The following is a 21,777-nucleotide window of genomic DNA, read 5'->3' as shown; positions in this document are numbered from 1 at the left end:
CATCACGCCCAAGGCCGCTTACACTTCGACTCCTAAGCGCGCCGGTTCACGCTCACTCAAAAGAAAGGATCGATTATGGCCAAATACTTAATCGTAAGTGATATTGACGGGACGTTAACGGCCAATCATCATGATGTCACAGCAAACACAGCTCAGGCATTGGGAAATGCGGTGGCGGCGGGCGCAGCTTTTTATGTTGCGACCGGGCGCATGCATGCGCTGGCGGAAGTTGTCGCCAAACAGTTTCAGCCGGATGCCAGCATTATCGCTTCTAATGGCGCTGTGTATGATTTTTCCGGTGAGCGGGTGCATCACACACTTGGTGAAGACGCATTGACGGCAGTTGAAGAAGTCAGTGCCGATTTGAATCTTAACGCCTTGTACTTTAGCGATGATACCGTTTATTTCACCGGAACACTGCCACCTGCCATCGAAGCAGCCGCCCGCAAGTTTGCGCCTAAATCGGTTGAAATTAAGGTGGTCGGTGTGCCATCGATAAAGGAACTGTTGAACCACGCCGCGGTGATTACGAATGGCATTATTTTTGGCCCCAATGATACGAAAGCTTTGGATGCCGGAAAAACGGCCTTGGAGGCGCGTGATGTTTTGCATGTCTCGGCTTCTGAGCATACTAACTTGGAATTAATTCCCAAGCATGTCGACAAAGCCAATGCTGTGCGCGAACTACAGGAAAAGACCGGCATTGGGCCGGACCACACGATTGCTTTTGGCGACGGCCTTAATGATTTAGGAATGTTGCAGGCCGCTGGTGTGAGTGTGGCCATGGGCAATGCCGTGCCCGAAGTCAAGCGTGTTGCCCGATATGTGACTGATACCAATGTCGATGACGGCGTGGCGCACTTTTTGACGGATTTTTTTGAAAAATAAATTTTTATGGAGAAAACAGGGTTTCCAGTTGCTTGTTTGTTGAACGTTTGCCACGATAGAGATGGTAAATGTTGTAACGTTTTTATTTTGTAACTGTCTGCCATTAGCGCGTTCGCCGGCGCAGAAGTCGGCTTACGCTCACTATAACGCGTTCGCCAGCCCAGAAACCTGCGTGTAAGGACCTTGGTCGCAATGGTCAAAGCCCGACCATCACGCCCAAGGCCACTTACACTCCGGTTTCTAACCGGGCTGGCTCACGCTCACTGACAACTAAGGGGGCTTTGTTCATGTATCATGCAGCAACAGATCGTTATGCGAAGATGCCGGTTCGTCATGCCGGTAAGACAGGGTTGATGTTGCCGGCAATTTCTTTAGGATTGTGGCAGCATTATGGTAATCTGGATCCGTTTAATTCGCGGCGTTCGGTGATTCTGGATGCGTTTGATCATGGTGTTTTTCATTTTGATGTGGCCAATCATTATGGTAACGGCGATGTTGATCCGGGATACGGTTCGAGCGAAACGCTGTTGGGACAGATTCTGGCAACTGATTTGAAGGATTATCGTGATGAATTGGTGATTAGCACGAAGGTCGGCTATGAAATCCACCCAGGCCCATATGGCATCGGCACTTCACGCAAAGCCGTCATTCAAGGACTGAATGATTCCCTCAAACGGTTGCGTCTGGATTATGTCGACATTTATTATGCACATCGTTTTGATGACACGGTGGCGTTGGAAGAGACCGTCAATGCGCTTGATCAAACCGTACGGGATGGCAAGGCTTTGTATATCGGCATTTCCAATTATGATACGGAGCAGACCAAAGAGGCCATTGCGATGTTTAAAGACCTGCATACCCCGTTTGTCTTGAACCAGTTCAGTTACAACATGTTCAATCGCGAGGCAGAAACTTCCGGCCTGACAGATGCCCTTAAGGCGAATGGCGCCGGGTTGATTGCGTATGGCCCATTGTCAGAAGGGTTGTTGTCCGATCGGTATCTGAATGGCATTCCGGATAGCTTCCAGATCCATCGCACCAACAAAGGCACTTTTGCAAAAGGTAAGGATGCCGTGGTTAAGAAGCTCAATGACTTGAACAAAATTGCCCAAGGACGTGGCCAGACATTGTCCCAGATGGCGTTGGCATGGCTTTTGCGTGATCCGGTCGTCACCAGCGTTATCATCGGCACGACATCGGTTGAGCATTTGGAAGATAACCTCAAAGCGACGGAGCATCTGACATTCACGGCCGAAGAGGTTCAGCAAATTGATGATATTTTGAACGCATAAGGCGCAATCGTTTCGCGCTGGATATAAAAAAACGGCTCTAGAGATGATCTCCGGAGCCGTTTTTGTTTGTTCTCATTTAACCTGAAAAGCCGCCAGATGTGCCGCTAAGTATTTGGCGGTTTCGCCGTGGCCTTGACGGGCGATGGCTTGTGGCGTGCCGGCTGCCATGACTTGGCCGCCTTCAGCGCCGCCTTTTGGTCCTAAGTCCAAGACGTAATCGGCGTTGGCAATAACATCTAGGTCGTGTTCAATGGCAATGACGGTTGCGCCGGTTTTTAAAAGGCGCTGGAAAACTGCCACTAATGTTTGAACATCAAGGGGATGCAGCCCAACGGAAGGTTCATCGAAGACGAATAGCGTGTCTTTTTGGGAACGGCCCATGTGTGCAACCAGCTTGAGTCGTTGGGCCTCACCACCGGATAGCGTTGGTGTGCTTTCGCCTAAATGCAGATAGCCAAGTCCCATGTCGTGGAGTGTTTGCAAGGTATGGGCAATTGCCGATTCGTCCTTGAAAACGTTGAGTGCGGTATCCACGTCGAGATCCAGCAGGTCGGCAATGCTGCGGTCGTGCCATTTGATTTTCAACACTTCGGGATTATAGCGACGACCATGACAGGTAGGGCAAGTTTGTTGCATATCCGGCAAATACTGAATGTCCAGATTGATCACACCGGTACCGCCACAAGTCGGGCAAGCACCTGCCTTGACGTTATAGGAGAAGTGACTGCTGGTATAATGCTTGGCTTTGGCGTCTGGCAAAGCGGCGAACAGATGGCGCAGGTGATCGAGAATGTCAGTATAAGTGGCAACAGTTGAACGCACATTTTTGCCAACCGGCGTCGCGTCAATGGCGACCACATGCCGAATGCCGCCGCTTTTGAGATCGCGGACAAAAGTCGGGCCCGGCTGATCTTTCGTTGCTGACAATGCCGGGACTAACGCGTCGAAAATGAGTGTCGACTTGCCAGCGCCGGAGAAGCCAGATACAACAGAGAAGCAATTAATCGGGAAGGCGACATGCAAGTTGTGCAGGTTGAAGCGATCCGTCACAGTCAGCTGCAATTGCTTGGCCTTGCCAACTGCTTCGGCACCAGCTTGCGGGCGGACGATGAGCTTGGTTTTGCCGGTTAAAAATGGGGCAATTAACGAATGCGGATTGCGGCTAACGGTGGCGGGATCTCCCTGATCGAGAATGCGGCCCCCATCAACACCGGCACCCGGGCCGATTTCGACAATTTGATCGGCGGCGTTGATGATCGCCGTGTTGTGATCCACGACCACCAGCGAGTTGCCTTGATCAACCAAGCCGTGCATCACTTCCAATAAACCGGCAACATTGGCGGCATGCAATCCGATAGAAGGTTCGTCGAGGACGTACAGGACGCCGGTTGTTTCGGTGCGTAGCGTTCGACTGAGCTGGATGCGCTGCAATTCACCGGTGGACAACGATGCAGCAGCCCGGCTTAAGGTCAGGTAGCTCAAGCCCAAATCCATGATCGGCTTAAGCAACTGCGTCAATTCTTTAATGATGTCGTGCGCCAATGCCTGCATATTTTCCGGCAGCCACTGGTAGATTTTCGGGATAAAAGCGGAAAGCTGCGTCAGGGTCATGTCGCTGACTTGCGCGATATTTTGATCAACCAAAAGTTGTGACAACAGTTTCGGCGCAAACCGGCTGCCATGACAAGTCGGGCAAACGCCGAACTCATAGAACCGATTCAGACGCTGGATCGCGCGTTCATTCTTGGTGGTGGCTAAAGAGTCTTCGACCGCATTGAAGGCATTTTCGTATTGTGCGTGGTCCATGTGGAAAACTCTGCCGGTTTTGCTGGGGATGTTGATGGCGTATTTTTTTCGTTGACCATGCCAAACCTGTTCCTGTTGGTCTTTGGGCAGATCCTGGAAAGGGGTATCGATGTCAATGCCGATTGCCTGGGCTACGTAAGGCATGAAGTTGCGTCCGGGCAGCCGCCATGAGGCAACGGCGCCTTGGCGAATGGTTAGCGTTTGGTCGGGGATGAGTCGATTGGCCGCCAGCGTCCGCGCTTGACCCGTGCCGCCACAGGTTGGGCATGCGCCAGTCGAATTGAAGGCAAAATCCTCTGCCGCAAAGGCCATAAAGTGAACCCCGCAAGTCGGACAGGTGATCATGCCCATCCCGCTTTCGCCGTCATTTGGCAGATCCATGGCCTTGGCAATATCAAGTGTCGGCGGAACGCGGTGACCATTTGGACAAACCGGTGAGCCGAGACGAGAAAACATCAGGCGGATCACATTTAAGGCTTCCGTGGCGGTGCCAACGGTTGAGCGAATGCCAGGCACAACCGGCCGCTGTCTGAGGGCGATCGCACTGGGAATATGCTTGACCGAATCAGCCGCCGCCGGACTCGTCTGCCCTAACCGTCGGCGCGTATAAGTCGACAAGGCACTCATATACCGCCGCATGCCTTCCGCGTACAAAACGCCCATCGCCAGCGAACTTTTACCGGAGCCTGAACGACCGGTAATCGCCACGAGTTTGTTTAAGGGGATATCCACGTTAAGGTGTTTCAAATTATTGACATAAGCACCGCGAACACTGATATGATCTGGAATTGCCATCGAATCGAACTCCTTTGCCGGAATTAGTAAACTGTTTAATGTTGAGTGATATGTCACTATGGGTTTATTGTAACGCAGTTGAGAAAATACGAAAAAGGCCTCACGCAAGCACTGCGTAAGGCGGATTGCCGAACATGACCGATTGGCTTATTCTTCGACTGCGACGCCGGTGGCCTGGCTGAGCAGTTTGATGAGTTTAAGGTATTTCTTTTCACCCAATTCGTTGTACAGGCGCTCGAGATTTCCCATGTATTCGGGCCCCAGATCCTCGACAGCGGCTTGTCCCGCTTCGCTGAGGACGAGTTTGAAGCTGCGGTAGTCGTCCGGGTCAGGCTGCTTGTCAAGCAACTCGCGGTCAAGCAACGGCCCGCTGGCTTTGGTGATGGCAGCTTTGGTGACATGCATCTCTTTGGCAAGACTCGTCGGCGTTTTTGGTGTCAGATCCGTGGCCATCCAGAATAGCAGATTTTGCTGATTCAACGGGATGTCCGAAGATGACACCGGTGAGAAAAGTCGATGGAATTGGTTAACCGATTGACTCGCCGACAAACAATGCTTTTTCATTTTAAAGTTCCCCCTTTTACATAACCTCTTTATACTTTAAGTATGAACTCTCGAGGTTAAGCCATGCAACAAATAGGGTAGCTTATCGGTTAATTAGTTCAGGTAATCACATTTGAAAGATTGGAAGGTACGTTACATGATTGATTGGCAGGCGTTGACAGCCTATGCGCGCTCCGTTTCCACACAGGATCACAGTGGTCACGGATTCGACCATATTGAGCGGGTGATCGCGATGGCAAAGCGGATAGTCGCCGAAACTCCAAGCGTTGATTCGGCCGTCGTTGTCGCGGCAGCAACGATGCATGACACTTATGACGACAAACTGGTTAACGATGTCGCCGCGGCAAAATCAGCGGCGCGTCATGCTCTATCTGCGGCCGGTTTGACGGACGAACAGATTGAAGCGGTTATTGAAATTATTGACCACATGTCCTTTAAAGCCAATTTAGGTAAGCACCAGCCTTTGTCCCTGGAAGGTCAGCTGGTACAGGACGCGGACCGATTAGATGCTATTGGGGCAATCGGCATCGGCCGCGCCTTTATGTACGGTGGCGCACATGGTGGTCGCATGTATGATCCGGAACTGGCACCGCGAACTGACTTAACGCCAAGCAATTATCGAGACAAGGATAGTACGGTTATCGATCATTTTTATGAAAAGTTGCTGAAGCTAAAAGATCAATTGAATACCCCAGCTGCCAAGCAACTTGCTGAGCATCGGCAGCGGGTGATGGAAGATTTTTTGGCGGAATTTAAGGCTGAGTGGCGTGGCGAGCGATGAGCAAAGAGGTAGTCACATCAATGGTAATCGAACTTTATTACTGGCGAATGGCAAAGAACTGACCAAAATAATTGCGGTAGTTAAGTTGGCGAGGTAAGCTAACTGCGGTCCAAGGTGCATTGCTGGGCAACTTTCATTTCATCTTATATAACATAGACATAAAGTTTGAGAGTGAAGACATCGTAAGCACAGCTAAATCATCTGGACTTGATTTTTCGATTTTAAAACGGCCGACTCTCAATACTCGTTGGAAGTACGAGAAAAGACACAGACAACTTTATTTCAACTTATTGTGGGCCGACCTTTTGTATCGATTTGATCAGCCGTTCCCGGCCTTAGATCAAAGGTCGTTACTCTCTAGCGTAAAACTGTCAAGAAATCGAATAAGCTAATATTTGTGTGCTCGTTCAACAATAATAGCCGAAGAGGTGGTTACTGGATACGTTAATCTGCTAACTGATAAGAAGATCCCCCATAAAAAGGAGATGCGTCTGATGCTGAAATCTGAAAAAAACGTGATAACAACTATGATTCTTGCCCTATCACTGTTACAAGTAGCGATGTTTGCTGTTGCGTACAGAATAAATGATCCGAAAGAGTTTGCTTCAATGATACATCAGGTTGCAACTAATAACACAATGCGATTGGATATCACAATCCTAGTCTTGTTCATCTTTATAGCAGGTATAATAGTCTCGACTCTTCTGGTATCCGCGTTCGGCTTTTTAGGTGTTAAGTTCTTCGAAGATGAGGATTTCAAGTATGACTTTCAGCGTATTTTCCTTATATTTATGATGATTTCTAGTGTTCAGCCCGCTATAAGTGCAATTAAAATTCCTTTTTTGGGCAACGGTGTTCCAATTGCTTATATTGTTGCCTTTTTGATTTTTTGCGGATTGTTGATTTATAAGACACATAGGATCTTGAAGCCCTTACTTTTAAGCTTATTGCTAATTGGCCTTCAATTATTGATTATATTTTTTGTAAAAAAAGGACTTCAATGAGAGTGAACTCTTAGAGCATTGCACACGAACAAAAAGGCTTTCATTATCGCTAGGAAAGTAGCAGGCTTAGAGCAAAAGCTAGCTTGATTATTCCGATGAGGCCAACGTGAATTTCCGGCGTTGGCGACAAAGGATCCTTGCAGGTCCGAGTAGTGTGAACAAGCAAATGATAAGTTAACAAGAGACAAAAACGTGGGTGCAAAGGACTAAGAAAATCGACCTTCATGCCACAGCATATAAAAACTCCCTCAAACATAATGAAGAATTATATTTGAAGGAGTTTTTTTGTTATTTTAAGTTCTTAGTCCTTTTCCATTTCAGCCAAAAGATCCACCATTCCAAACGAACATTGACCGGCCTTTTTACGAAAAAGCACGCATACACACCTATTTATTACTGAACTCTCTGGCTTTTTTGTTGTAATAAATGAACCAAACAACGGTTGACAGAGAAAAAAGAGCAGATAACAGAGCAAACAGTTTATTACTGCCATTAAGTAGATCCAACCCAAGTAAAAGGATGTTCACCACTAAAATGATAAAGCCAGTGACTTGATATTTTCTCAACAGATTTTCCTCCTTTGGTAACATGATCTGAATATCACCATGAACGGTACAATGACAAGAAATGCCACTGTAACTGGTCACCATTGCACACATGTACTAGTTCCATTTTTAGCCGTGTTGCCCATCCCCGAATGCTATGTAGTTGCTGAATGAATACCAAAACAATTAACAACAGTGAAATGCTAGTTGAAACGATTAGGCTTATAAGATGGCTTTCATTGTATGTAAGAGAGGGGGAATGCAGACTTAAACTCGGAATTATGGTGAAACCACCTAATTAGCTGCTAGTACTGACAAAAGGGAACCTAAACCTTAATAACGATCGTTGTTGAACGACAATAATGGCATTATGTACCTCGTTCAGGTATAGGTCAAGGTGAGATTTTTACATATAAACTAAAGCATGAAAGCAGGATATGCACCTAAAATCCCCAAACATCGGGATTCTTTGGTATAAAAACAAACACAAGCTGCTCCACGTCGCATGGTTGAGTCGACCAAAAATATACAAAGGCATGGTTACGTCCATGTCAAATCCACAACAGTCGAACCATGATATGTATCTAAAAACCCAACATTTTTTAAAATTGGTCCATCTTTCTGAAGTTCCACGTGAGGCAAATGGAAAAACACACTAACACACGGAAATAATGAGCAGCGATTGTTATTATGAGAATTCGATGCTATTATTTGCTTATTCTAATATTCCGATGAGTTGATTACGGCACTGCTCGGCGTGCCAATTTGCATTTTTGACATAGACGGATAGTGCCCCTTTGTGAAAAGAGGCCTTTTCAGTGACTTTTCGACAGTATCTTTTCCGACTAAAATGGCGGTTTGGTTTGTTTATCTTAATGTATGGCGTCATGATTGCTGCAATGACGGCGGTATCGGTTTTTACCGGGAACATGATTACGGCATTGACGCAATTTAAGGTCAATGCGTTCGTGACTGCGGCAATCGTGATGGTCGTAGCGACGATTTTGCAATTGGTCGTGCAGACGTTGGTCAACATTTATCAGATCTCGCTCCAACGCCGGTTGAACAATGACATTCGCACGGAGATCACCAGGAGCATTGCGACGATGCCGTTTGAACAGTACCATTCTCGATCTGACGCGGTTTATACTTCGTGGATGACCAATGATGTCAACACCATTAACACGCAGGGGCTACGCAATGTCGCGTATCTCATTCAGGCCAGTTGGCAGGTGGTTCTCAGTATTTTCGTTTTGTTAACGTATCATGCTTCGCTGTTTATCACGACACTGGTTTGCGCCGCGCTCTTAATCACGGTACCGATGATTTATCGCAAAAAGCTAAGCGCCGCCGCGGCAACATGGAGTCAGGAAAACGAGAAGTCAACCAATCGATTGACCGACATCCTCGAAGGGTTCAATACGCTCTTCATGGCTAATCGGCGTCACGTCATGGTGGAGCGGGTGCAGCAGGCTTCGGATGACGCGGGCCATGCGCAGGTCGGTTACATTCAGTTCAATATGGCCACTCAGTTTTTGATCAATTTGGTTAACTTGGGGAGCCAGCTATTTTTACTGATTCAGGCCGGGTTACTTGCTTACAATCACATCATTCCGGTTGGCGCGGTGGTGACGATTCATTCTGTCGCGGGAACGACATTTAGCGGCTTGACGTTAATGAGCTTTGCTCTGACCACCGTCAAGTCGGTTGCCCCAATTTTCGATAAGTTTGCCAAGGCAGCGCCGGCTCCACAAAAGGCGAAAGTACCTGTAACACCGTTGACCGACGCAATCAAGCTGCAAAATGTGACCTTTACATACCCGCATAAAAAAGAACCAGTCATCAACAAGCTAAACATGACGTTGCAGGCCAATCAAAAAGTGGCGCTTGTCGGGCCATCTGGGCGCGGGAAAACGACCTTGTTGCGACTTATTAGCGATGTGTTGGCCGATTATCGCGGTGAGATCACCTGGGATGGGCACGATTACCGGCAGCTTGATCCGCGTTCTTTACGGGATCAGATTACTTACATCGAGCAGGCTCCGTACATTTTTAACGACACGCTGCGGTTTAATTTAACCCTGGGACGACAAGTGGATGACAGCGTGCTACAACAGGCCATCGAAGGAGCGCAATTGACTGAATTTATGAAGCAGCAAGCGCAAGGGTTAGATACGGTGCTGGAACATAATGGCGGTGATTTGTCAGGCGGGCAGAAACAGCGCATTGCCTTGGCGCGGGGACTGATCAGACAAAGCCGGCTCATCATCAGCGATGAAGGCACCGCAGCACTAGACGCCAAAGCTGGGCTTTCCATTGAAAAGCTGCTGGTATCACTGCCGAAAACCACGTTGATCATGGTGACCCATAATCTGCGTCGTGAAATTAAAGATCAACTTGACCGCGTGATTACGGTTTGAGGTGAGTGTATCGGGGTGGTAATTAGTTTCCACTGTGGGAAGTTCGAGTCGTTGTCTGCACTTGGAAACGCCATGGGTTTTGCAAGATGATTTAGATTGTTGATGCATTGATGTCTTGTTAATATGTGTAAAACTGAGATCCAAAAAGAGACCACGGGGATGTGTCCCAATGGCCTCAATGTGTTTCAGATGACTTTAGGGTAATTAGTCCCCCTAAGATTGCTTGGCTTCGAAACGAACCTGACGATGTTTCTGGAAGTTCAATGCCGCTCCGATTAGGTTGGCATCATTATGAAAATAGCAACATTTGACAGAAGGCATGATCTCTTCAACGCCTTCTTTTTTTAGTTGCTCAAATAATCGTTTTGAAAGCTCATCTGCTAACGCTGGGCGCTGGGAAATGCCGCCGCCTAGAACGATCAATTCCGGATCAAACATGACTTGTACATTGTAGAGATTCTTCGCCATGATCTGATACATTTCGTCTAGCAGTACTTCTGCGAGTGTGTCACCATTCGCTGCTAATGTGTAAAGTGCTTTTCCGTCAATACAATCATTGGTTTGCTCGGAATAAGCATTTGCAGTTTTGACTAAGGTACCTTTTTGACTGAAGATTTGTGCGCTTTGACTTTTCAACAGACCGAGTTCGCCGCCAAACAGATGACTCCCCTTGTATAATTCGCGATTAACAAATAGGGCGCCGCCTACGCCTGTGCCTAAGACCACGAAGGCAATATTTTGTGCGGCTTTGCCGACGCCTAGTTCTACTTCAGCAATCCCAGCACAGTTAGCGTCGTTTTCGATCGTCACGGGCAAGTTAAAATGTTGTTCGAGTTCATTAAAGATCGGTCGTTGATGGATGTACGGTACGGCACTGATGCCGAGTATTTTGCGCCGGTCTTGGTCAACTGCTCCCGGTGCACTGATGGCAATTCCTGTGAACTCACGCTTGGCGCCATCCATGATAGCCGCCATATTATCTAATAATTCGTTAAATGTGGCTGGTGTTGGAAAAGCGGCGACCGCGCTTAAGTGTTGTTGCTCCCAAGTACCATACTTTACGGTTGTTCCGCCAATATCAAATACGGCAAGACTCATTTCTCATCACCTAAAATCCATTGTTTTCACTGACCTGCTTCATCCATCGGCCACTCTTCTTTACTGACCGTATACGCGTTGCCAAGTCCAGTCGATAAAAGCCATAACGATTTTTGTAACCGTTCAACCACGACCAGCAGTCAACAAACGTCCAGGCATGATAGCCAAAACAACTGCTACCTTCGCGGATACCCTGATGTAGATAACTCAGATGTTCTTTCATAAAAGCGATGCGATAATCGTCTTCGATTTCGCCATTGGCATTCATGAAAGCTTCTTCCTCTGCCACGCCCATGCCATTTTCACTGACATACCAAGGTTTGTTGTGGTAGTCGTTTTTCATCATCATCGCGACATCATAAAGGGCTTCTGGATAGATTTGGGTCTACACTTTCTGGTGTTGAGAAATAATCAACACTGAACGTATAGGCCCTTTTTGGATAACGCAAAAAGACACCTACTCAGTGTCCATGCTATGCTTGTTAGCGTCGAAACCAAAAGCAAGCGAGGTTATGAGTAAATGTCCCAATACGATCCTACACTGTCCGTCCTTGGAATACCAGACCATAATATCAAAGTAGCCTTTGTTCGTCATGAATATCGCGGCAACGGGGTACGTCGCCGCCAGTATCATGTGATTGATGCCGAGCTGACTTACCGGTTAACCCGGTGCCCACTGTGTGGCTTTGAGGCCTTGCACCCTAACGGGTTTTACACGGCCCACGTGCGCGTCCCCAACGGGGTTGAAATGCCGACAGTCATTGACTTGCACAAGCAACGATGGCGCTGTCATAACTGTTACCACACAGTCAGTGCCAAGACGCCACTCGTGCAACCCAACCACACGATCGCCGCTCACATGACAGAACGAATCATGAAGTTAGCGCATGAACGGTTGCCGGTCAAAACCATCGCCCGTATTATCGGAATCTCAGCCTCCTCGGTTCAACGGATCATTGACCAAAATCTCAAACTCCGACCGGCTCGCCGGCTACCCACGCGACTCTGCTTTGATGAGTTCCGTTCCACTCATGGCATGATGTCGTTTATCTGTCTTGATGCCGATTCAAATCGTCTGATTGCCTTGCTTGGTGACCGATTCAACCGCACGATTAAAAACTTCTTCATCGCTCATTATTCACTCGCTGAACGCACTCGGGTCCAGACGGTCACCATGGACATGAATGCAGCTTATCAGACGATTATTCATGAGGTTTTCCCCAAGGCCCAAGTCGTCATTGATCGGTTCCATATCATTCAACTTGCGGCTCGTGCCCTTGATCAGGTACGCGTCCAAGCGCTCAAACAGCTTGATGACAAGCACAGCCGTCCTTATAAGATCATGAAGACAAACTGGCGGCTTTTTCATCAAACTGCGCCTGACGCTAAACACAAACAGTTCCTGTTTGGTTTGAATGAAGACGTCACGCAACAGGAGGCCATCGATATCGCACTTGATACTGAGCCCAAGCTCAAGCAAACCTACGAGACCTACTTAGCGCTTCATGATGCTTTGATGGTGAAGAAACATCCCGCGGAACTGGCAAACCTGTTAGCTACTTACGAGCCAAACGGTACGGCAATGGACATGACGATCGCGACGCTTAAGCGACACAAAGTCGCTGTTCTCGCCGCTGTCACCAGCCCTTATTCCAACGGTCCGATCGAAGGGGTTAACCGCCTCATCAAGTCACTCAAACGATCCTGTTTTGGCTTCAAGAATCAGCTGAACTTCTTCAAACGAATCTACCAAATCACGGCATAACATGACAAAGACGGCTCCCCAAATGGAGAACCGCCTCAAATGATAAATTTATTCTTCAACACCAGTTGACGCAGAGCCATAGATTTCCCAACCGCGATGAGGATTGATCTTTTTACCGGGCCAATCATACGGCTGATAGAAATCGTCTGGCATTTGCGCAGGAGTTTTGGATTTTTCCGGAGCTTGAACTCGACGCGGTTGGTAATAATTTAAGCCGATGAAGTCCACAATATTGCCCTTAATCAGCGCGTGGTCTTCAGGCCTTGTCGCCGGCATGAGTTCGTTTTCTTTTAATAGTGTCAGCAACTCATCAGGAATGGTGCCTAAAACAGCAGGATCTAAAAAGCTGCGAGTATTCAATAGATCCGAGTACCTGGCAGCCAACACATCTGCTTCCGTGTCACTTTTGGGATACGTGGGTGAGATGTTCAAAATAATCCCGATTTCACCTGTCTGGGTCACTTCTTTAAACGCTTTGACCGCAGCCTTATGCGCCAGCAAAGTATGATAACCAACTTGAACGGCTCGTTTGAAATCAACTACAGCCGGATAATGATATTGATAAAGATATCCACACTCAACATGGACAAGCGGCTCATTGAATGTTGTCCATTTATTGACAAGATCGCCGAACAATTCAAATGCCGTCCGTGCGTAAAAAGCAAAGGCGTCAATGGATTCCTGATTTTCCCATCCGCCGCGGGTCATTAACCACATCGGTGTATCAAAATGGAAAAGATTGATGATTGGTTCAATCCCATGATCGCGCATCGCTGAAAAGTATCGCCGATAAAAGGTCACGGCTTCTGGATTGACGGTCTTCCCATCCGGCAATAAACGCGCCCAGGAAATAGATGTTCTAAGTGAGTTTAAGCCAATCGCTTGCATGTTCTCACAGTCTTCTAAGTAATGGTCATACACATCAGATGTAATTTCAGGCCCTTGATGGTGGTAAAATTTTTCCGGTGCTGTTTGAAACCAATGGTCCCAGATCGTGGCAGTTTTGCCGAAATTTGAACTTTGACCTTCTGTTTGCGGTGCCGACATTGCAGCACCCCACAAAAAGTTATCTGGAAAATTCTTCATGTTTCCTCCGCTTACTTGTGCAAGATTTGTTCCGATACCAGCCACTGAGAAAGGGAATCTGCATATAAGTGAATATATCTTTCGTAAACCATATCCAGCTGAATGAGGATCGGAATTTGGGGTGAGATATTGCCTAAGGCTTCTTCTTTGGTAAGGCTGGCAGCGAGCAACGTTACATCTGAATGCGGTATCAGATGCGAATATCGATTAGACGTGATCAATAAGACCGAAATGTTCTTTTGTTTAGCAATCTTCATCGCTTCCAGCAAATCCTCGTCATCGCCTCGTAAACTGGCAACAACGATCAATTCATCTTCGTTGGCGAAGTTCGCCGACATCAGAAGCGAGTTCTCATCGGCGATCACACGGATATACTTGCCGACTCGGGAAAACTTAAACTGAAAATCAGCAGCCGCATAAGAATTGAAGCCTTTGCCAAAAAAATGAATAATTTTATGCTGATGGAGTCGTTCACAGAAAGCATCAATGACCGCTTGCGAGTAATTGCTATCACTGCGGGTTGCAAGTGAATGGTAAGCTGCCGTTATCTTTGATGATACCGACAAATTAGTGCTGTCATTGTTTAAAGAAAGCTTGTATAGAAAAACCAATTCTTTGTAATTTGCCAGGCCGATTTTCTTGCAAAATCTTGTGATCGAAGATTTTGATACGGCTAGATGCTCAGATAATTTATCAATAGTCATCGTCGGCTGCTTACTTAAATGGTAGTCTGCGATCACCTGCTCAACAGAGGTAAAATTCAACCGACAGGACTCTATTAAAATAAAGATATCTTCTTGCATTCGTTTTCCCCTCAATCAACGATATGAATCGTCTTTATTTCACCCGGTTTAAAGGTTCCTAGAGGAATCGTATCATTTTCCCTTGTCACAGAAACAGCATGACCTCTTAAATCTACAAAGGTATAACGCAGTCCACAGACGCCCTTAATATTTCCGCCATTAACTTCTTGGTGGCAGTCCGGATTATAGACCCGAATATCAAAACCCGGCTCATCCGTGCTTTTGACTAATGCACTGAGAACAAGAGTATCACTGTCAAGAGTAATGCTTTCTGGGACGGTCACTTTGTGGGGTAAAGGATTCGACACAAAATATTTAAGCGTGGTCGTAAAGCGATTCATTTCTTGGATCTGATAATAGGGGTTGCTAATCGCATAATCGAGGTAATCTTTGGCCAACTGCGCCGGCTTAAAGTCATGGTCTAATTGAAGCGCGAATTTGAAATGCATTTTTTCTTGTAACTGGCTATCTGGCGTGGGGATGGCTTTGAATTCATTCCCTGAAGCGACGCCTGGACGTCTCAGCAAATCCGGGCGCCCAAGATAACCCACCGAACGGAATAACGTCAATGCGATCGTTTGAAATTTATCGCCGATCAATTGATACTCTTTCATCCCTTTACTGATTACTGTCCAGCTAGAGCCCGGACCATGACTGTTAACATACGTCAGCATCGGGAAGATCGCGGTTGGCTCTTCCCGCCATCCTTGCGCTTGCCAATCATTGATATGGGGATCCTCCACAGGCCGCTCGATCGTACCGAAAGGGGTGTCTGTATAAGAAAACGCATTCTAATTTGGCGTGTTGATGAGTACTCGCATACGATGGTCACAGGCACGATTATCGACTTCCAAGTGAAATTGGATCTGATGGCTTCCTTTCAGTAGCGCAATCGTTAATTGATACGGCAACTTTTGAGTTCTTTTTTGGGCTTCACGCTCCTGAAGATTTTTCGCAACCTGCCATGTACCGGTAAAAATGAACTTTTCCATTAACTGATTCTTGGTTGTCTTACAAATTGCATCGGATAAATTCAAACGATACCGATGATCTGCGTACGGCGGCGAATAATCGTAGGTGTCGCCTTCATCTCCGCTGTCTTCAAACGCCAGAAAGTGCTTATAGCTTGTTTTTTCCTTGCGATCCATCAAAGTCAACTCGCCGGCTTCAAGTGTCACTTGATAGTCGTCGTTCGCAATTGAAGCACAGACAGCTTGGGTTGGCGATGCCACTGCCGATGCCTGGTGTCGCTCAACGACCTGATACGTCGCGAAACTCAGCGGCGGCAGTTCCACCTCGACTAAGCCTTCATGGACAAAATAAACACTAGTGGGGGAGTCCGTTTTTGTTTCCCGGCGAATCGAGGCATTGGATTCCTTTCGCGTATGGCTAGGCTCAAAAGGAATTGTGATGCCGTCTTTTTCAAGCGAAATCGCCGCAAACGGTGTCGAAATAGCGCATTTGATTACTTTTTTAGTTTTCCATGGTAATGTGTTGAAAATCACCAGTTCACCATCGACTGCCTGCAAACGCGACTCGGAAATCTTCCTAGTCAGGTAATCAACTAACGAATAGGAGAGCTGATCCGCCTCGTTAAAGCGTTCTGTAATGATTTGATTCGTTTTATCGCTATTGCATCCGCCAGCAGAATCGTGGGCATGATTTTTATTCAATAGTTTCCAAATCCGATCTAACAAGTCCTTTTTATAAGGGATCCCGCATTTTTCAGCCATCACCATTAAGGGCTCCGCTTGGTAAATCATGCGGCGCTCGACTTTGTCATTCAAATACTTATGATCATAACGGGAAGAGTAAATCGAGCGATGGATTTTAGAAACCGTGCTAGCAGTAAATTCACCTGTGACCGTTGGCAATTTATTGTCTTTAATCGCCTCAAAAAAAGCTGCATAATGGCTTTCTTTCAACTCGGTATCCGGAAGTGCTTGCTGGTATAAGCCAATTCGTTCACGTAGATTAAAGTCAACATATCGTTGATCACCGCCCACGGGTAAAACCAGATCATCTCCAGTGGCACCATTAGCAATCGTGTTTATGAGTGCAGGCGCATCGTCTGAGTAAATCAAGCCGACTCCCACAAAATAACCGTCTTTGATATTTGCCGCTAAAACAGACGAGCCATCTTCCGCTTGCCAATGAAATTCACGTTTAGTCGTGACATCGCTGGGTACCCCACGCCAGAAAACTGCTTGCTGAATACCAACGCCATTATAAATTTTGGGCATATCCTTACTTTGCCCAAAAGAATCTGGCAAATAGCCGATATTCATATAACCTCCCAACGACTCCGCTAAAGTCATACCTAGATTCAGGTTTCTGACAATTGATTCACCGCGAACGATCAATTCATCGGTTTGTGTATACCAAGGGCCAATCGCGAGTTTTCCGTTTTTGACTAATGCCGTTAAACGCGCTTTTTGGGTTGGAAAACTGGTTAAATAATCGTCCAAGATGCTCATCTGCCCATCTAGCAGATAGTAATCAATTTGCTGATTCTCCAATGCCTGCATGACTTCATCCAGATGATAAGCCAGTTGAACAAAGGATTCGTTGGTGGTGAAATACCATTCAAAATCCCAATGTGTATGATGGATAACATGAACTTTTCTTTTCACTTTTTGAATTAACCCCTAAACTCGATTTGATCAATGATCGCCGTCAACTGTTCCGGATCGTCTTGTTGTAAAAGTCCTGCTCTGAAATTTTGGTCGATCATTTTTCTGGCAATCAAACTCAACAACTTCAAGTGTTCGGTTGCCACATCTTCCGGAATGGTCAAACCAAGCGCGACCTTAACTGGTTTCTGATCCAAGGCCTGCCAGGGAATCGCATGCTTGAACTTGATCAGAAATAAGCCGGGCTTCTTATTGATGCTGCTTTTGCAATGGGGATTGCGATATGGTCTTTAAACCCGGTTGTTGCTTCCTGCTCCCGTGCTTTCAAGCCTTCAAAATAGGCAGCCTCATCGGATATAAAGCCTGAAGCATAGGCAAACTTTGCAAGGCTTTTGAAAGCCTGTTCTTGCGTCGCTGCCGATTCGTCAAATAAAATATGGCTGCGATTAAATACTTCTCGATTCATAATCTCTACCTGCCTTTTCGTTTAATGAGTTCATCCGATTAGTCTTGCTTGTCCTGATCAACAACGATCACTTGTCCGGTTTGTTTGCGAGTAAAACCGATCAATAGCGCTACGGTCAAGATGCCCGCACTGACACATAAAATCCATGTAATAAAAGGTAGTGGTTGTTCAATATAACCAATAAATGTTCCTAAGGGCGAACCGATTCCCCCGTAAAACTTGCACCCGGTTGCCGCTACTAAACCGCCAGCAACAGCTGATCCGACCACGTTAGAGAAAATCATTCTGACCGGGTCCGCCGCAACGAATGGAATGGCACCTTCCGTAACGCCGACAATTCCCATGCCAAAAGCGGCACTGGCAGCCACTTTCTCATCTTTAGAGAATTTATTTTTGAAGAGGATGGTTGCTAACCAAACTCCCAATGGCGCAACGGAAATGGCGGCCTGAGTCGCTGTTCCGGGCACAAAGTTTGCACCATCAATACCGTATTTGGTTAATGTATCTGTAAAAATTGCGGTACCAAAAACCAAGGCCGTTTTATTGATCGGACCACCCAGATCAAAACCGATCATTGCGCCGCAAATGGCACCAATCAAAATCGGAGCGCCTGCATAGTTGTTATTCAGGTTCGTCAAGCCTTTATACATCTCATCCATGCCAATGGCGATCGGACTACCAATGATGTAAAGGACAATCAATGTAATCACTGCCGTTGCAATGAATGGAATGATCATGATTGGCACAATTGGAACAAGCAATTTTGGCCATTTGATTTTCTTCAAGCCCTTAACCATGTAACCAACGATAAAGGCGACAATGATCGCACCGATAAAACCGCCACCTGCTTTGGTGTTAAGAAACTCGGGGTCATTAACGAGATAAGCTCCGATTATGGCCGGCGCAATCGCGGGTTTGTCTGCAATCGAGTTCGCAACAAAGCCCGCAAACAACGGGATCATCAACTTAAAGCCAACTTGACCCACGTAGAACAGCTTCTCCATTAGGAAGCCCATCTGAGTTTTATTATCAAAACCCCACTTGACGATTCGACCTAAGTCATCTTTTTGAAAGGCGTATAAATTGGCAATTGTCAAAATCAACCCCGCGGCGATAACCATGGGTACCATGTAAGAAATGCCGCTCATAATGTGGGTAAAAAAATTGACTTTCTCTTTATCGCTACCTACTTGGATCCGGCCAATTTTCGCACCTTTCTTTCCAAAAACCTTTGCCTCTGAAAACGCCTGATTGATTAATCCTTCCGAATCCTCGATTGCCTGTTTCGACTTTGTGACCAGAAGCCGCTTGCCGGTAAATCGGATTGGGTCAATCTTGATATCCGATGCGACAATGACCACATCGACCTGTTCAATATCCTTAGTGGTCAAGACGTTTTCGGCACCAATCGCTCCATTCGTCTCGACCTTGATCTCATATCCCATTTTCCTAGCTGCTTTTTCAAGCGACTCCGCAGCCATATAAGTATGGGCGATTCCCGCTGCGCAAGCCGTCACAGCAACAATTTTTCTCTCCATATCGGTGGACCTCCGTTTGTTTAATTTCAATATGGAGATTACCTGATTCCCGACTGCAACAAAAGCGCTTTCCTGCTTTTAGGTACTAGTATCAGACTTTCCATTCTCATTGATATTTCTTTCAGGATCCAATAGCGCAGTCAGCCCATTCTTAGTCGACATCCAGGCGACTTTTTCCAAAAAAAGCTTGCGAGTGCTGGAGATTTAGTGTACATTAATTAGGCAGTTGTTTTTAAACAACCGAAACATTTGCCGTCTTAGCTCAGTCGGTAGAGCGCATCCATGGTAAGGATGAGGTCGTCGGTTCAAGCCCGATAGACGGCTGCAAATGACGTTGCCTGACAGGTCAGTTGATCTGTTGGGCTTTTTTTCTGCAGTTAAAAGGGTGGAACGCGAACGAACCTTATCACGATCTGCGTGACCAACGAAAGCCCAAGATTTTGGTGCTCGAGAAATTATTGGTATGATGAAACAGTAACGACTCTCCCTTGAAAGGACGTTAACTTTGAAAATATTCCATTCTTTTTTACAGGTATTAGGCGTCGGCATTGGGTTTATCTTATACTCGTTTGCTGAGTTGGCACTGGTTCGTGGGGAAGCGGCTTGGGGTGCTTATGGCGCGATTGGCGCGTTTGTCATTTCGTTTGGGGTATTGATCGGGCTGTTAATGCTGGTCTATCGCCGGTGGTATCGGCAGCAAGGTCCCTTGACAGTGAAGCATCCGGCTGCTGTCATTTGGCAGGGAATCGGCTTGCTCTTCGTCATTCAACTAACGAATTCGCTACTGATGCATTTGTTACATACCCCGCAAGCAGCGAATCAGAGCAATTTACTTCATCTGGTGAAAACTTATCCTTGGGGCATTAAATTATTGGCCGTGGTCGGCGGTCCAATTGTTGAAGAGTACCTTTTTCGCGGCTTATTGATGAACAGTTTTGGCTCATTACGACAGCGCAAGTGGCAATGGGTTAGCATTCTAGTCAGCGCCTTTACGTTCGGCTTTGCCCACGTTGTCGGGTCACGGATTGATTACAACCTCTTCATTTACGCCGCGCTTGGTGGCGTCTTGGCATGGACTTATCTGCGAACCCGCGACATGCGTTATTCGATTGGGTTACACATGCTTAATAATGCCACGATCCTGTTAGTTTAGATCGTGTGCGGACTGAAAAACGTTGACGGTCGGCTTTGCGGCTGACTGTCAACGTTTTTTAAGTCTTATTCAGTTTCTGAATATTAACGATGCAATAGATTCATTTAGCTTCCACCAGTCATTCTTGTTAGACTCAATGGCATGCGAAGGAGGCTGACATGACAACATTTTTGAAAAAAGTCCCGTTACCAATGGCCGGCTTGACGCTGGGCCTAGCATCGTTAGGGAACTTATATAAATTAGCCGGATGGCAACTAGCAGGGGATGTCACCGGCATTGTGGCGCTTTTGCTGTTTGCGGTGATTTTACTGAAGCTTTGCCTGACCCCGCTTCATGCTGCCAAAAGTTTACAGGATCCGATCATCGCCTCGGTGTCGCCGACATTTTCGATGACGCTCATGATTTTGTGCACCTACTTTACCGCTTGGGGGATGCCTATCCAAGTGGCGACTGTTGTGTGGGTGATGGCGGTGCTCATTCACTTCGGTCTGATGGCATTCTTCCTGTCTCGGCACTTGCTCACGCAGCAAAAAGCCTGGCACATGATTTACCCGAGTTGGTTCGTCACGTTTGTCGGATTAGGCGTTATTCCGGTGACCAGTGCCCAATTTGTGCCTGCTTTGGGGCAACCGCTTTTCTGGATCGCATTTGTCCTGTATGCCGCGTTGTTTCCCGTAGTCGTGCATCGCGTGCGGGTGGTGCCATTACCAGAGGCAACCCAGCCACTGCTGACCATCATGGCGGCACCGGCCTCACTGTGTTTGACCGGTTATCTCGCCAGCTTTAATCAGCCTAATTTCTGGTTTGCGCTCGGCATGTTGGTCTTCGCCCAGGGCTTATATTTTGGCACGCTGTTCAGCATCCGCCAGTACACGCGGTTGTCGTTTTACCCAAGCTTTGCGGCGTTTACGTTTCCGCTGGTCATTTCCGCAACGGCGTTAACGCGTTTCATCGGCATTTTCGCAAAAACCGGTGTTGCCCATAACCTGTTAAGCGTGGTGCAGTGGAGCGAATGGCTGGTTGCGACGTTGATGCTGGTATTTGTCACGGGTCATTACCTGCGCTTTTTGCACTTAAATATTCGCGCCGCCTGGCAGACTCAGCAAGCGCCGCGTGATACGACTGATTAATTAGCTGATG

13 protein-coding genes, 1 tRNA gene and 4 pseudogenes are annotated in these 21,777 nt (G+C 47.0%); 9 read left to right on the top strand and 9 right to left on the bottom strand.

Going from position 1 to position 21,777, the window contains the following annotated elements; all coding sequences use genetic code 11:
- The first annotated feature begins 75 nt into the window (after nucleotides 1-75).
- Both LBCZ_RS12530 and LBCZ_RS12525 read left to right on the top strand, forming a co-directional pair.
- Nucleotides 76-888 carry a Cof-type HAD-IIB family hydrolase gene (locus LBCZ_RS12530; protein ID WP_025013124.1) on the top strand — a complete coding sequence of 271 codons (813 nt, stop codon included), beginning with the start codon at nucleotides 76-78 and terminating at the stop codon, nucleotides 886-888.
- 287 nt (nucleotides 889-1,175) lie between these two features.
- Nucleotides 1,176-2,180: an aldo/keto reductase gene (locus LBCZ_RS12525; RefSeq protein WP_025013123.1), complete on the top strand. Its 1,005-nt coding sequence runs from the start codon at nucleotides 1,176-1,178 to the stop codon at nucleotides 2,178-2,180.
- 72 nt (nucleotides 2,181-2,252) lie between these two features.
- Here LBCZ_RS12525 and LBCZ_RS12520 read toward each other — a convergent pair whose 3' ends face one another.
- Together LBCZ_RS12520 and LBCZ_RS12515 are read right to left on the bottom strand one after the other, a co-directional pair.
- Nucleotides 2,253-4,781, bottom strand: a complete 2,529-nt coding sequence (locus LBCZ_RS12520; protein ID WP_025013122.1) for an excinuclease ABC subunit UvrA — start codon at nucleotides 4,779-4,781, stop codon at nucleotides 2,253-2,255.
- Nucleotides 4,782-4,928: 147 nt separating this feature from the next.
- Nucleotides 4,929-5,345 (bottom strand): MarR family transcriptional regulator, encoded by a 417-nt coding sequence (locus LBCZ_RS12515; RefSeq protein ID WP_025013121.1) that lies wholly within the window; start codon nucleotides 5,343-5,345, stop codon nucleotides 4,929-4,931.
- A gap of 136 nt (nucleotides 5,346-5,481) precedes the next feature.
- Here LBCZ_RS12515 and LBCZ_RS12510 point away from each other — a divergent pair, with 136 nt between their 5' ends.
- The 3 genes from LBCZ_RS12510 (at nucleotide 5,482) to LBCZ_RS12495 (ending at nucleotide 10,095) form a co-directional block, all read left to right on the top strand.
- A complete protein-coding gene (locus LBCZ_RS12510) occupies nucleotides 5,482-6,126 on the top strand; it encodes an HD domain-containing protein (RefSeq protein ID WP_039639900.1) in 645 nt (214 codons plus the stop codon).
- A gap of 494 nt (nucleotides 6,127-6,620) precedes the next feature.
- A complete protein-coding gene (locus tag LBCZ_RS16425) occupies nucleotides 6,621-7,130 on the top strand; it encodes a hypothetical protein (RefSeq protein WP_025013120.1) in 510 nt (169 codons plus the stop codon).
- Between the two features lie 1,363 nt (nucleotides 7,131-8,493).
- Nucleotides 8,494-10,095: an ABC transporter ATP-binding protein gene (locus tag LBCZ_RS12495; RefSeq protein ID WP_025013118.1), complete on the top strand. Its 1,602-nt coding sequence runs from the start codon at nucleotides 8,494-8,496 to the stop codon at nucleotides 10,093-10,095.
- 213 nt (nucleotides 10,096-10,308) lie between these two features.
- Here LBCZ_RS12495 and LBCZ_RS12490 read toward each other — a convergent pair whose 3' ends face one another.
- The gene (locus LBCZ_RS12490; protein ID WP_025013117.1) at nucleotides 10,309-11,193 is read right to left on the bottom strand and encodes an ROK family protein; all 885 of its coding nucleotides are present in this window, start codon (nucleotides 11,191-11,193) and stop codon (nucleotides 10,309-10,311) included.
- A gap of 10 nt (nucleotides 11,194-11,203) precedes the next feature.
- Nucleotides 11,204-11,575 (bottom strand): annotated as a pseudogene (locus LBCZ_RS12485) (family 1 glycosylhydrolase); the annotation flags it as partial.
- Between the two features lie 138 nt (nucleotides 11,576-11,713).
- Between LBCZ_RS12485 and LBCZ_RS12480 the strand changes: the two are divergent.
- On the top strand, nucleotides 11,714-12,958 hold the full coding sequence (locus LBCZ_RS12480; RefSeq protein WP_041084734.1) for an ISL3 family transposase: 1,245 nt from the start codon (nucleotides 11,714-11,716) through the stop codon (nucleotides 12,956-12,958).
- A gap of 69 nt (nucleotides 12,959-13,027) precedes the next feature.
- Here LBCZ_RS12480 and LBCZ_RS12475 read toward each other — a convergent pair.
- From LBCZ_RS12475 to LBCZ_RS12455, 5 genes and pseudogenes are all read right to left on the bottom strand, one after another.
- Nucleotides 13,028-14,044 (bottom strand): annotated as a pseudogene (locus LBCZ_RS12475) (glycoside hydrolase family 1 protein); the annotation flags it as partial.
- 11 nt (nucleotides 14,045-14,055) lie between these two features.
- Complete coding sequence (locus tag LBCZ_RS12470) at nucleotides 14,056-14,847, bottom strand: MurR/RpiR family transcriptional regulator (RefSeq protein WP_025012826.1); 792 nt, start codon at nucleotides 14,845-14,847, stop codon at nucleotides 14,056-14,058.
- Between the two features lie 11 nt (nucleotides 14,848-14,858).
- A pseudogene (locus LBCZ_RS12465) lies at nucleotides 14,859-17,480 on the bottom strand (glycoside hydrolase family 38 N-terminal domain-containing protein).
- An 8-nt stretch (nucleotides 17,481-17,488) separates the two neighbouring features.
- A pseudogene (locus LBCZ_RS12460) lies at nucleotides 17,489-17,946 on the bottom strand (PTS sugar transporter subunit IIA).
- A 38-nt stretch (nucleotides 17,947-17,984) separates the two neighbouring features.
- Nucleotides 17,985-19,484, bottom strand: a complete 1,500-nt coding sequence (locus LBCZ_RS12455; protein WP_025012825.1) for a PTS fructose transporter subunit IIC — start codon at nucleotides 19,482-19,484, stop codon at nucleotides 17,985-17,987.
- Between the two features lie 251 nt (nucleotides 19,485-19,735).
- Here LBCZ_RS12455 and LBCZ_RS12450 point away from each other — a divergent pair.
- The 3 genes from LBCZ_RS12450 (at nucleotide 19,736) to LBCZ_RS12440 (ending at nucleotide 21,767) form a co-directional block, all read left to right on the top strand.
- Nucleotides 19,736-19,808, top strand: a tRNA-Thr gene (locus tag LBCZ_RS12450).
- A 181-nt stretch (nucleotides 19,809-19,989) separates the two neighbouring features.
- Nucleotides 19,990-20,637: a CPBP family intramembrane glutamic endopeptidase gene (locus LBCZ_RS12445; protein ID WP_025012824.1), complete on the top strand. Its 648-nt coding sequence runs from the start codon at nucleotides 19,990-19,992 to the stop codon at nucleotides 20,635-20,637.
- A 158-nt stretch (nucleotides 20,638-20,795) separates the two neighbouring features.
- On the top strand, nucleotides 20,796-21,767 hold the full coding sequence (locus tag LBCZ_RS12440) for a TDT family transporter (RefSeq protein ID WP_025012823.1): 972 nt from the start codon (nucleotides 20,796-20,798) through the stop codon (nucleotides 21,765-21,767).
- The last annotated feature ends 10 nt before the right edge of the window (nucleotides 21,768-21,777 follow it).

It is taken from the genome of Lacticaseibacillus casei DSM 20011 = JCM 1134 = ATCC 393, from assembly GCF_000829055.1.
In the GTDB taxonomy this organism is placed as follows: domain Bacteria; phylum Bacillota; class Bacilli; order Lactobacillales; family Lactobacillaceae; genus Lacticaseibacillus; species Lacticaseibacillus casei.
This window is presented reverse-complemented; position numbering and strand designations above follow the sequence as displayed.

Coding starts and splice junctions, on each gene's coding strand:
- LBCZ_RS12530 (WP_025013124.1), top strand. CDS start 76: ATGGCCAAATACTTAATCGTAAGTGATATTGACGGGACGTTAACGGCC.
- LBCZ_RS12525 (WP_025013123.1), top strand. CDS start 1,176: ATGTATCATGCAGCAACAGATCGTTATGCGAAGATGCCGGTTCGTCAT.
- LBCZ_RS12520 (WP_025013122.1), bottom strand. CDS start 4,781: ATGGCAATTCCAGATCATATCAGTGTTCGCGGTGCTTATGTCAATAAT.
- LBCZ_RS12515 (WP_025013121.1), bottom strand. CDS start 5,345: ATGAAAAAGCATTGTTTGTCGGCGAGTCAATCGGTTAACCAATTCCAT.
- LBCZ_RS12510 (WP_039639900.1), top strand. CDS start 5,482: ATGATTGATTGGCAGGCGTTGACAGCCTATGCGCGCTCCGTTTCCACA.
- LBCZ_RS16425 (WP_025013120.1), top strand. CDS start 6,621: ATGCTGAAATCTGAAAAAAACGTGATAACAACTATGATTCTTGCCCTA.
- LBCZ_RS12490 (WP_025013117.1), bottom strand. CDS start 11,193: ATGAGTCTTGCCGTATTTGATATTGGCGGAACAACCGTAAAGTATGGT.
- LBCZ_RS12480 (WP_041084734.1), top strand. CDS start 11,714: ATGTCCCAATACGATCCTACACTGTCCGTCCTTGGAATACCAGACCAT.
- LBCZ_RS12470 (WP_025012826.1), bottom strand. CDS start 14,847: ATGCAAGAAGATATCTTTATTTTAATAGAGTCCTGTCGGTTGAATTTT.
- LBCZ_RS12455 (WP_025012825.1), bottom strand. CDS start 19,484: ATGGAGAGAAAAATTGTTGCTGTGACGGCTTGCGCAGCGGGAATCGCC.
- LBCZ_RS12440 (WP_025012823.1), top strand. CDS start 20,796: ATGACAACATTTTTGAAAAAAGTCCCGTTACCAATGGCCGGCTTGACG.